The organism is Halorubrum sp. C191 (assembly GCF_002727095.1).
GTDB classification, from domain to species: Archaea; Halobacteriota; Halobacteria; order Halobacteriales; family Haloferacaceae; genus Halorubrum; species Halorubrum ezzemoulense.
In genome coordinates this window covers 1-9,908 of sequence record NZ_NHNZ01000153.1, presented here as the reverse complement: position 1 = coordinate 9,908, position 9,908 = coordinate 1, and the positions used below count along the sequence as shown (strand labels likewise).

At 56.3% G+C, this 9,908-nt stretch carries 9 protein-coding genes and 2 pseudogenes; 6 read left to right on the top strand and 5 right to left on the bottom strand.

Annotation, left to right across the window (positions count from 1 at the left end; genetic code table 11):
- The 5 genes and pseudogenes from Z052_RS14680 to Z052_RS14660 all read left to right on the top strand — a co-directional run.
- Positions 1 to 130: pseudogene (locus tag Z052_RS14680) on the top strand (ISH3 family transposase); the annotation flags it as partial.
- 239 nt (positions 131 to 369) lie between these two features.
- Positions 370 to 1,170: an SWIM zinc finger domain-containing protein gene (locus Z052_RS14675; RefSeq protein WP_099289197.1), complete on the top strand. Its 801-nt coding sequence runs from the start codon at positions 370 to 372 to the stop codon at positions 1,168 to 1,170.
- Between the two features lie 58 nt (positions 1,171 to 1,228).
- On the top strand, positions 1,229 to 1,861 hold the full coding sequence (locus Z052_RS14670) for a hypothetical protein (protein WP_099289196.1): 633 nt from the start codon (positions 1,229 to 1,231) through the stop codon (positions 1,859 to 1,861).
- A 6-nt stretch (positions 1,862 to 1,867) separates the two neighbouring features.
- A complete protein-coding gene (locus tag Z052_RS14665; RefSeq protein ID WP_099289195.1) occupies positions 1,868 to 2,647 on the top strand; it encodes a hypothetical protein in 780 nt (259 codons plus the stop codon).
- The gene (locus tag Z052_RS14660) at positions 2,644 to 3,012 is read left to right on the top strand and encodes a calcium-binding protein (RefSeq protein WP_099289194.1); all 369 of its coding nucleotides are present in this window, start codon (positions 2,644 to 2,646) and stop codon (positions 3,010 to 3,012) included. Before Z052_RS14665 ends, Z052_RS14660 begins: the two co-directional genes overlap by 4 nt.
- Before the next feature lie 7 nt (positions 3,013 to 3,019).
- Here the strand turns inward: Z052_RS14660 and Z052_RS14655 are convergent, their stop codons facing one another.
- From Z052_RS14655 to Z052_RS14645, 3 genes and pseudogenes are all read right to left on the bottom strand, one after another.
- Positions 3,020 to 4,366, bottom strand: a complete 1,347-nt coding sequence (locus tag Z052_RS14655; protein WP_099289193.1) for a DUF790 family protein — start codon at positions 4,364 to 4,366, stop codon at positions 3,020 to 3,022.
- Positions 4,353 to 5,549, bottom strand: a pseudogene (locus Z052_RS14650) (DEAD/DEAH box helicase); the annotation flags it as partial. The pseudogene Z052_RS14650 and the gene Z052_RS14655, both read right to left, overlap by 14 nt.
- A gap of 429 nt (positions 5,550 to 5,978) precedes the next feature.
- Positions 5,979 to 6,284: a hypothetical protein gene (locus tag Z052_RS14645; RefSeq protein WP_199058291.1), complete on the bottom strand. Its 306-nt coding sequence runs from the start codon at positions 6,282 to 6,284 to the stop codon at positions 5,979 to 5,981.
- Positions 6,285 to 6,417: 133 nt separating this feature from the next.
- On the opposite strand from Z052_RS14645, the gene Z052_RS14640 reads away from it, so the two are divergent.
- A complete protein-coding gene (locus Z052_RS14640) occupies positions 6,418 to 8,394 on the top strand; it encodes an SWIM zinc finger domain-containing protein (protein WP_099289192.1) in 1,977 nt (658 codons plus the stop codon).
- A gap of 674 nt (positions 8,395 to 9,068) precedes the next feature.
- Here the strand turns inward: Z052_RS14640 and Z052_RS14635 are convergent.
- Together Z052_RS14635 and Z052_RS14630 are read right to left on the bottom strand one after the other, a co-directional pair.
- Positions 9,069 to 9,419 (bottom strand): type II toxin-antitoxin system PemK/MazF family toxin, encoded by a 351-nt coding sequence (locus Z052_RS14635; RefSeq protein ID WP_089309306.1) that lies wholly within the window; start codon positions 9,417 to 9,419, stop codon positions 9,069 to 9,071.
- 15 nt (positions 9,420 to 9,434) lie between these two features.
- Positions 9,435 to 9,704, bottom strand: a complete 270-nt coding sequence (locus Z052_RS14630; RefSeq protein WP_089309307.1) for an AbrB/MazE/SpoVT family DNA-binding domain-containing protein — start codon at positions 9,702 to 9,704, stop codon at positions 9,435 to 9,437.
- Positions 9,705 to 9,908 lie beyond the last annotated feature (204 nt).

The window sequence follows — 9,908 nt, the reverse complement described above, 5'->3', positions numbered from 1 at the left end:
GGGGCGCCGCCTCTGGCAGTGGTCGTTCACGGAGTTTTGCGAAATGACGCTTCGCGCAGCTTGGACAGCGCTTGGTGTCCGCAGGTCCGTTCCAGCGAATCAACCGCTTGACGACCGGTTCTTCCGGTAGCTGTCCATCGGGTCGGACAGCGGTCGTCAGTGGCGACACTGTCGCGTCGGCGGCAGTCCGCCGCCGACAGCGACGGTCCATCCCGAAAATCATGCTCACCAGCGGTTCGAAGATCCTCCACAGCTAGTTCCATCTGATTCATCGCCATCAGACGAGATTACGCGGCTGTCGATGTGATCAACTGAGACTACCGATTCGGCACCAGAATCAAATGCTACGACCGCGTCGGAAGACGGTATATGAATGTCGACCGGGATACCGTCCGGAATCGAAGCACCGATGCGGTGTTCGAGCGCGGGGTGAATTACCGTGACGAGGGACGCATTCAGCAACTGGATCGATTCGACGATCTTGTGACTGCGAGCGTCAGTGGATCGAAGTTGTACGACGTGACGATCGAGTTCGGCTCACGGAGCATCGACACACAGTGTACCTGTCCGTACGAGGAGCGCGGCGACTGTAAGCACGTCGTCGCGGTACTACTTGACATCGCCGCCGGTCCGCCACAAGACGAGAGCGGTCGCGTCGGATCAGTTTTGGACAACGTATCGGCCGACGATCTGCGTGGATTCGTCCGTGACGCTCTCGCCGAACACCCTGAGTTGCGCGAGCAGTTTCTCGCACGCTTTGGCGACGACCACGCATCGGTCGAGGAGTATCGAGAGGAAATCGCGCAACTGTTCAAGCAACATGCTGACCCGGTCGTGTTCGAAGCCATCGACTTCTCCCGGTTTTTCGAGATCGCCGAGCAGTACCGTGACCGCGACCGGTATCTGGCCGCTGCGACCGTCTACCGAGCGGTGTTCGAAGAGATCGACGAGAAGTACAACTGGATCGACGGTGCTTACAACCACTATGCGAAGACTATCCAGACCGCACTCAACGGATACGCCGACTGTATCTTAGCGACCGATCCAACTTCCAAGGAGTTCGACACGTACGCTGGCGTGCTGGAGAAGCGGGCGACGACGGAGCCCCGGATCAACGACGAGCAGTTCTGGCGCGCACTCGACGATCTGGAGGATCGATACGAATCGTAACGCCGTCGAACTCTCGACACCCAAAAGCCTTGATACCGGCATGTAATACTGTCTCGTAATGAGCGACGTAGACCACTACAAGACCTATCGGGAAATCGGAACACAACTGAACAGCGACATCCTCGAAGCATACTCTGACCGCAAGTTGATCGTAGAAACCGCATCGGAACTGGACATCGAATTCGACGAACCGAACCTAGCCTACGAATTCGAATCCCAGATGCCGGCCCACTTCGAGTTCGCGCTGTACGACTACCGCCGAGACGGGACCACCGCCGCGGAACGCTACCTCGAAGCGGAACGCTGGGAGAACGAAACCGAACGGGACATTCTCGAGTCCACCATCGACGCTGACCCCTCGCTGTTCGAGGTCGAATCCGTCAGCGAGTCAGGACCCCGTCTGACGGTAACCGACTTGCTGAACGACGGAGAAGAGCGAACGCTGTTAGATATCAATCTCAGCCGAACCGCAGAGCCGGGAGTCGTACTGTTTTTCAGACCCGTTCGCTATGGCGAGGTTACGACGACCTCTGGCGTCTCGTTTCCGTTCCCCAGCGAGGAGAAGATCAACCTGCTCGAAGAGTACGACCGTCGAGTAGACCCGAACGAGGCGAAAGCGGTGTCCCAGCGGCGGTTCGTCACGTTCCACGACCTGTATCGCGACCATGGCATCTACATCCAGTACCGGTGATCAGCAATGAGCGAGCCAACAGACCGATTCATGATCGAGATCGGAAGCGGAACAGTAGTACATATCATCGATATGGATGCTGATCAAGGCGGGAGAAACTCTCGTTTCTCGTTCGGTATTGGTGGTCCTGGGGAGATGATGTGTAGTCACGGGAACCGGCATCCGCGCCCGCAACACATCCCAGTATCGGAGTTTCTCGCCAACCTCGATATCGACAAAGATGGCTTCAAGGGTGATGCGCCCGACGAAATCTGCTCGTATTGTTGGTCGAACGCACGGGAAGCAGTCGGGACCGAGCAGGATCAAGCTGGCGACGACATATCTGAGCGGATAGGAACCGTCGGCTATCGACTCCGATGGAAGCAGAAAGGCCGTGCACGAGACGAGTGGTACGATATCGTCGTCGGACCGGAAACAACGATGGCGGAACTGGATAGACTGGTGTGTCGGTTCAGTACGCTCGATGATTTCCATCTCCGGATGTACGGGCTCGAAGACGAATACTTGGATTCCAGTCTCAACGTGATTCCCGACCACCAGTACGAGAAAGCAGGCGACCGGTCGTACACCAGAGCAAGTGAGATGACGATTGCAGATGTCGCTAAGCGTGCGACACTCTGGGATGGCGACAGACTCACCATGATCTATGATTTCGGCACGCCGTCGCACTACTACTGTATCGTCAAAGAGGTCTACGAGCCGGCGGAGGTTGATGAAGTTCTTGAGCGTGATGACGTGATTACATCGACTGATACGGCCGCGATTGTCCGAGAAAAGCGGCAATGACAGAGGAAACGGATGAAGAGCGAAACAAACGGATTCGGAGAGAGGTACTCACAGATGCCTACAATGCGCACGAGATGGCTATTAACTGGTGCTACCACCTCGAACGTGAGATGTCTTTCCCGTTCCAAGCGCGGTGTATCGAGGAACGAACAATCTCCCCACTGCGAGCGGACGAAGCGGTACCGGTCGTTGGAATGGCCGATGAAGTAGTCAGCAACCAGGAAATGTTCGTCCTCGTGGAGTGGAGGGACCGGAAGTTTGGTGTCCCTTTGTCACAGCTCGAAGTACTCGACGTTGACAGCGATACCAGACAAGCGGTCGACGACTGGCACTACTGGAACGGCGACGGTGGTCGATTGGACTGAGCGCCGATCAGTTCCGCTCTGTTTTGGCGGGAGACGCGTACGCTTCGGCCAATTCGACCACGTCGTAGACGTGAATCCCGCTTTTGAACCACAGGACCCGCTCCGCCGTGTCCCCGAAGTCCTCGTCGGCACAATCCAGTCGCTCTGAGACCGCAAGCACGAAATTGTCGGCATCGACCTGCCGAATCTTCGCCAGCTTCGACTCTAGGTACTCTGGGGTCCAGAATCCCACAATCTCGATGATCGCCCGTCTGCCATCGGGGTGTTCGATGGCAAAATCCGGAATCATCACCTCCGCGCCGAGGTCGAAGACATCGTCTTCACGCGTGAGTTCCCAGTCAGTGGTCGCTCGCTCCCACTTCCGGGCGAGTGTGCGTTCGATATCGCTATCGAACTCCTGACCCATGCTGTAGTGTGAGACGAGGCCGTCGGTGTGGTCGAGTATGAGGCGGGTGCGACTGCTGGTCGTATCGTCGTCCAGAATCTCTGCACGCATCTCCCAGCGGTCACACTGCGGTAGCGCGGGGAGGAAGTTCGCCATCCGAATACCGTACTTCTGTGACTTCCGAAACAGTGAGGCTGGGCCGTCAAGTTCGGCCTCGTAGCCCGCCGCAAGGTCGGTACTCGAAACGCGGTTGCCGTCGCCGTCGATGGGATAGATCCGATGCATCAATCCGAACAGCTTCATGTAGCTGAACACCGTCCCGAAGTGGTCCCAAACCCGAATCCGCATATTCGAAGCGTCGTAGAGGACGGCTTGGGCCAGCGCTAAATTGTACCGTGCGAGCAGCCAGTCGACGGTCTGGGCTGTCTGGTCGTACGCCTGCTTGCTATTACCCGTCAACTTCGTCGCCGACGTGGTCTCAGCAGCGTCGTAGTCCGCAACCGTCTGGTCACCGAACCGAACTAGCAGCTTGTTTTCGTCCAGATCCGCGTACATCCCCCGGTAACACTCTTCGAGGGAGATGCCGAGTTCGTCAGCGACAGCACTGTACACTTCGAGTTTCTGTGTGTCTTCCCCGAGTGTGGGTTGGCGAACGATCGGATAGCGTCCGTTCGCGCGCTCGAATAGGCGCTGGCGAATCTCCTGAGGGTCGACTGCAGCCTGTTGTTCAAACTCACATTCGTCTTTCAGTAGCTTCGCCAGTCCCTGGACAATTTTGTAGTCAGTATTGTCGACGGTTAGGTCGTCAATGGCAGCTTCAAGCTCGCCTTTCGGTTCGCCGAGGTGGTCCTCAAAGAGATCGATGAGTGTGGCCGCCGTCGACCGATACTGTTCATCGGAGATGTCGATGAACAGCGGGCGAACTTCTCCATCACGTGTGCGCGAGCGTGCGAGGTCAGCCGTCAGCACTACTACTCACCCCATTGCGGCGTCGCTGGGACACGTATGTCTCCATCGTGTCGGTGGTGATAATCTCGTAGAGGCGGGCTGGCTGGCGGTCGTCAGTCGGTCGAAGAATGCGACCGAGCCGTTGGGCGTACTGTCGTTTCGAAGCACTCCCGGAGAGGATGATCCCAACGTTGGCCGCGGGCACGTCGATACCCTCGTCGAGCACTTGGGAGGTGGCGAGCATCGAGTACTCACCTGTTCGGAACCGTTCGAGAATCTCGGTGCGTTCGTCGGTGTCAGTCTGATGCGTGATACACGGGAGGACGAACTCCCGGGAGATGTCGTAGGCAAAATCGTTGTTCGCAGTGAAAACGATGACGCGGTCATCGTGGTGCCGTTTGAGGAGGTTATCGAGCGTGTCGAGTTTCTTTGTCGCCGTGCGAGCGATGCGTTCCGCACGTTGCTTGGCGATGAGGGCACGGCGCCCCTGAGGGTCGTAAGACGTGCGTTTGAGAAACTCCGCGTAGCCCTGTTCTTTCCAGAGGTCGAAATCATGAGTGTCAACATAGTCTCTGTAGAGCTGGTACTCGTCATCGTACGCAGACCGCTCCTCGCTGGTGAGTTCGACTGACATCTGAATGGTTTCGTACTCGCTCAGGAACTCCCCGGCGAGGTTGTCAACGACCTCCTCGTAAACGACCGGCCCCATACGATCTTCGAGTAGCTCTTCGCGGCCGTCCGCCCGTTCATAGGTTGCAGTGAGGCCAAGTCGGTACGGGGCAATCGTCATCTCCGGGATTTGTAGGTAGGTTTCGGCCGCCAGATGGTGGGTTTCGTCGGTGATGAGAAGGCCAAACCGGTCGCCATACTCGTCGATGTAGCGGTAGGCACTGTCGTAGGTGGTCACGGTCAAGGCGGCAATCTCGTGGCTCCCGCCACCGAGGACACCGATCTCTGCTGTAAGTTGCCCACCGAAGGCATTGGTTAGCGTGGCGTGCCACTGGTTCATCAAATCAATCGTCGGTGTAATGACGAGCGCACTGACGCCAGCGTCGGCGATGGCCTGTAGCCCAAGGAATGTTTTCCCGCTGCCGGTTGGAAGGATGACGGTACCCTGGCGGTCATGGGTCCGCCACGCCTCAAGCGCGGCCCGCTGTTGACATCCTCCTCCGCGTAAACGCGGAGGAATCCTGAGCGTTGGAGATTTCAGGTTTACAGTTCCACCGAACTCCGACACGGTGAGAATCCGTGTGGGGTTCACGGACTGTGACGGGTGGGACTGCTGGGAGTGCCAAGCCCCCGGTACTCCTATCCTCTATCGTGTTCGGACTCCCGGAGTTGTTTTTGCCTCGGGGAGTCCGGCAGATGTCGACGGACTTGGAGTTACTTTCTGTGGTGCGTACGGCAGTCGGGCACTGCATCGGTTCATTGTAGGAACCGACCGTTCACCCGACTGGTTCCGATTACTGTCTCATTGCTTGGGGCGGACAGGCCGCCATCGTAGGACTGATCGGAATCGCTCTATTTCCGGTCTGATTCCTGTCTGTATGTAGGGCTGTCTGTCACTTTAAGCCACGGATTGTGAAATCTCCAATCGGCTATCACTACGTGGACAAGTTCAGAATTGTCGGATTCATCCTGCGGCTGAAGCCGCAGGTATTCTGCTTGATACTCTATAATCACGCGGTTCGATCTGGAGTGCGGGTGTCAGAGCGAGGTCGGGATAGGCACGGGCAGCGTCTGCAACGTCGTGGCTGAAGCCATCCTGAAGTGTTGCTTGGTCGTCGCTCTCAGCCCACTGACCGGCCCATTCTAGGAGCGCCCGGTGTCGGTAGGCTTGTGCCCGGTACGCATCGACACGGTCGTCCCACTCCGCGTACGGAACGGTTTCAGGTGCGTTTTCCAGCAGGAGCGTCCCGTCGTCGAATTCGAGCCGCATTCGGTACGTGAACGCATGCGTGTCGGACGATTCAATCTGTCGGGAGGCTGGCTGAGTGCCAGAGTGCTAACGCACGTCAGTGCGAGCACAGCGTCACGTTTTCGGTACGTAGCATAGTATACAGATACAAAACATGGACTACCCGACACGAGACGAAATACGATCGCTCTGTACCGAACAGTCGTTCGAGCGGGGTGTCAACTATTACCAGCAAGATCGGGTACAGGAACTGGATATCGACGGCGGCGGGATCAGATCCACTGTTCGGGGATCCAACTACTACGATGTCGCTATCGATCTTGTGGACGATACGGTCCGCTCTCGTTGTAGTTGTCCGTACGACTACGCGGGCGACTGTAAACACGTCATCGCGGTCTTGCTCGCCGTAGACGACCGAGACACCAAGACGGTGAGCGATCCCGAACGGGACGAGACGGTCAATATCGATTCGGTGATCGAACAGACGGCACCCGAGGACCTCCGAGCGTTTCTGCGTGACATCGTTGCGGAGGATCGAGATATCCGCGATCGGTTCGTCGCGTTCGTCGGCGAAGACACGGCCAAAACCGTCTACGACTACAAGCAGGAGATCGATCGACTGTTTGACGACGCTGTCAGCCGGCGAGGGATGGTCGAACACGACACACACATCGACTTCTCGCAGTACACCGACCTCGCGGAGACACATCGAAAACGAGGCCACGTCCAGACGGCGACGGATATCTACCGAGCGGTTTCCGAGGCGATACGCGAAAACTTGGACCAGGTTGACGACAGCAGCGGATACTACGGCCGAGAGGTGGAACGTGCTATCGAGTCGTATACAGAGACAATCGCAGAACAGGACCTCGGCCACGAGCGAAAGCGGCCGTACATCCAGTATCTCTGTGAAGAGTTCGTCAGGGCAGACTACGGCTTCGCCAGCGACTACTACGACGACGCGCTCCGAACGCTCTGTACGACGGACGCAGACCTCGAATACTGGCTGGAGCAACTCGACGCACACATCTCCGGTGTCACACTCGACGCAGTACTATCGGGAGAGTCGTCCTCGAAAGCGGACGGCCGCCGAGATGAAACTGAAGACAGCGTCGATACAGCGGCCGGATCAGCGAGCAACGACAAGTCGACTATCCACTCCGAGCGGACGGACGACGTTCTCTACGTATCTGATTTCACTGACGGACCGCTCAGTACCGACGATTTCACCGGTGGAGCAATAGATGTCGAACACTTGGCCGTCGGGACACTGAAACTCGAGTACTTCGTCGGTGACGTGTTCGAGAAGTTGCGCATCGATGAACCGACGACCGTCGAGAGACGCACCGCTAGCGTCGAACCGACCGAATCAGGAACGAGAGACACGAACATATCGTCGTCACTCCAGAAGCGGCGGATATTCTCGACCTACGTCTACATCTTCGAGGAACTCGGCCGCGAAGACGCCCTCTCGCAACTCTACGAAGAGATCTATCTTGAGAGCAAACAGTTTTGTAAAGAGCACGCCCGGCGACTGGTTGACGAGGGCAACAAAGACCGTGCGATCGAAGTCGTTGAAGATGGTATTCATACGTTCCGATCGCCTCGTAACCTTCGCTGGTTCGCTGCCGACCTCTACGAGGACCGGAATGTGGACGAGTACCGTACCACGCTGAAGCAGTTGTTTCTCGATCATATGGAGTGGGCCGCGTACGATGACCTGAAGTCAGTCTGTGACGATCAGGAGTGGCAGTCGATCTACGAGGAATTTGAACGGCATTTCGAACGGGACGATAGAAAAGACCTCGTCGCACTGTACGTCCACGACGACGATCTGAAAAAAGCGTTCGTCGAACTGAAAGAGAACGCAGATCTCTCGTCAGTTCGCCAGTACCGTGATCCGGTCGCAGCCACTGCGCCGGTCGAGTACTTCGAGCTCTACCGGGAGCTGCTCGTCCCGTTTGCCGCCAACGACACGGGGCGACGCCACTACCGAGACATCGCCGACCACCTAGAAGAGATACAAGGATTGGTCTCCGAAGCGCGGTTTGAGGGGTTCGTCGATTTCCTGAAAGACAAGCACTCGAACCGCCCGGCGTTCTTGGACGAACTGGAGAAGGCCGGGTTTTGAGCAACGCCGTGCTGTTCGCTGAGAGTTCACTTGTCAGCTACCCACCACTGAAGCGCTGTCTTTTACCCACAAGTTCACTGAGTCCCAAACAGACGTTTCAGACGCTGTCGAACCCAATCTATTCTCGGAAGATCGAGGTGAGGAGTGAATCGGGCGATGATATCGGCAGTGGGGGGTTGCTGAATGTGGTAAGCGAGATGAGCAAAATTGTCTCATAGGAGTGTTAAATCTGTAGATATCGAGGCTTCGGTCGGATTTATTGACCGCAACAACAACTCGATCTGTGGGTAAGAGACAGTGCTTTAGCGCGGGGACGAATTCGACAATCAACTCCGTAATCCACCGTCGATAGCCGTCTGCGTTTGGAATCCTCGATTTTATGTGGGGTTCGACTAATCAAGATCTTGCGCCGCATCGCTGTCGAGACGCTCACTGCTGCTTACGAGACAGGATAGCAGAGGACAGGGGAGGAAGCAGGATGGGGGGCTGTCCTCAGTAGGGACCAACGGTCCCTACCACATGAAGGCAACTCGCACGTCTAATACCTTTCGGTTTTCGCACATTACGGGCCCTTCACAATGGTCGATACAAGGGTGTCATAGAACTCTGCTCACACCTCGTTGACTGACCTGTGAATCGCTCAGTACAGACTATACACTGACGGAACGTTTCGCTCAGATGCCGAGGCTATCTTTGATTGCCGAGTCGATTTTTGCCATATCTGCTGACGGGACGGATCCGATGTTCTTCTTAACACGTCCGTCGATGTCGATAACCCGGATTTGACTTAGGTCTGCCGCTGAATCGTGACTGAGGGCAGTATCCGAAGCCAGTACTTCCACCTCGAACGGGTACGTGTCTCCAGATGTGTACTGCGTTGTGAATGGAGCGATGATAGTTGTCGGTGAGTACTGATTCCCAACATCGTTCTGGATAACAACACAGGGCCGGCTCTTTCCGTGCTGCTCACTCCCTTTCGTGGGATTCAATTCAACGATAACAATGTCGCCACGGCGTACCTGCACAGTTGACTTCAGAATTCACTCGCTCCAGTCGGGTGCGTCACCGAGATGCCCAGTTGCTTCTGCGGATGCGTCTTCCATTTCTTCAGCCAACTCACGAGACCGTTCGGCTCTCTTTCGATATCCTTCAGCAAGCCGTTCCTCATCTCTCGGCGGTTTAATTATGATCTCGTCATTCACTTCGACGAATTCAACTTCGTCACCGCCTTCGATGCCACGACGGTCCCGAAGGTCCTTCGGAATCGTCACCTGCCCCCGATCTCCGACTTTCCGTTTGTGTTCGGTCATACCAGTTCATACTTTTTTCATACTAATATAGATATCGGTGGCATGGTCATTCAGTTCGCAAGCGCATTCCATCAGCTGATTCGGCTGTAAATTCACGAAATAAATGTCGTGCCAACTCTTCTATGACACCCTAGAGACATAGTTTGTCAGCCCAGAGTTGAGTACACCTCGAAGACGCCAGAGAGCACTCCCACCCCACTAGTT

Bases quoted from the DNA above. Each gene is read 5' to 3' on its own strand.
- Z052_RS14675 (WP_099289197.1), top strand. From the start codon at position 370: ATGAATGTCGACCGGGATACCGTCCGGAATCGAAGCACCGATGCGGTG.
- Z052_RS14670 (WP_099289196.1), top strand. From the start codon at position 1,229: ATGAGCGACGTAGACCACTACAAGACCTATCGGGAAATCGGAACACAA.
- Z052_RS14665 (WP_099289195.1), top strand. From the start codon at position 1,868: ATGAGCGAGCCAACAGACCGATTCATGATCGAGATCGGAAGCGGAACA.
- Z052_RS14660 (WP_099289194.1), top strand. From the start codon at position 2,644: ATGACAGAGGAAACGGATGAAGAGCGAAACAAACGGATTCGGAGAGAG.
- Z052_RS14645 (WP_199058291.1), bottom strand. From the start codon at position 6,284: ATGCGGCTCGAATTCGACGACGGGACGCTCCTGCTGGAAAACGCACCT.
- Z052_RS14640 (WP_099289192.1), top strand. From the start codon at position 6,418: ATGGACTACCCGACACGAGACGAAATACGATCGCTCTGTACCGAACAG.
- Z052_RS14630 (WP_089309307.1), bottom strand. From the start codon at position 9,704: ATGACCGAACACAAACGGAAAGTCGGAGATCGGGGGCAGGTGACGATT.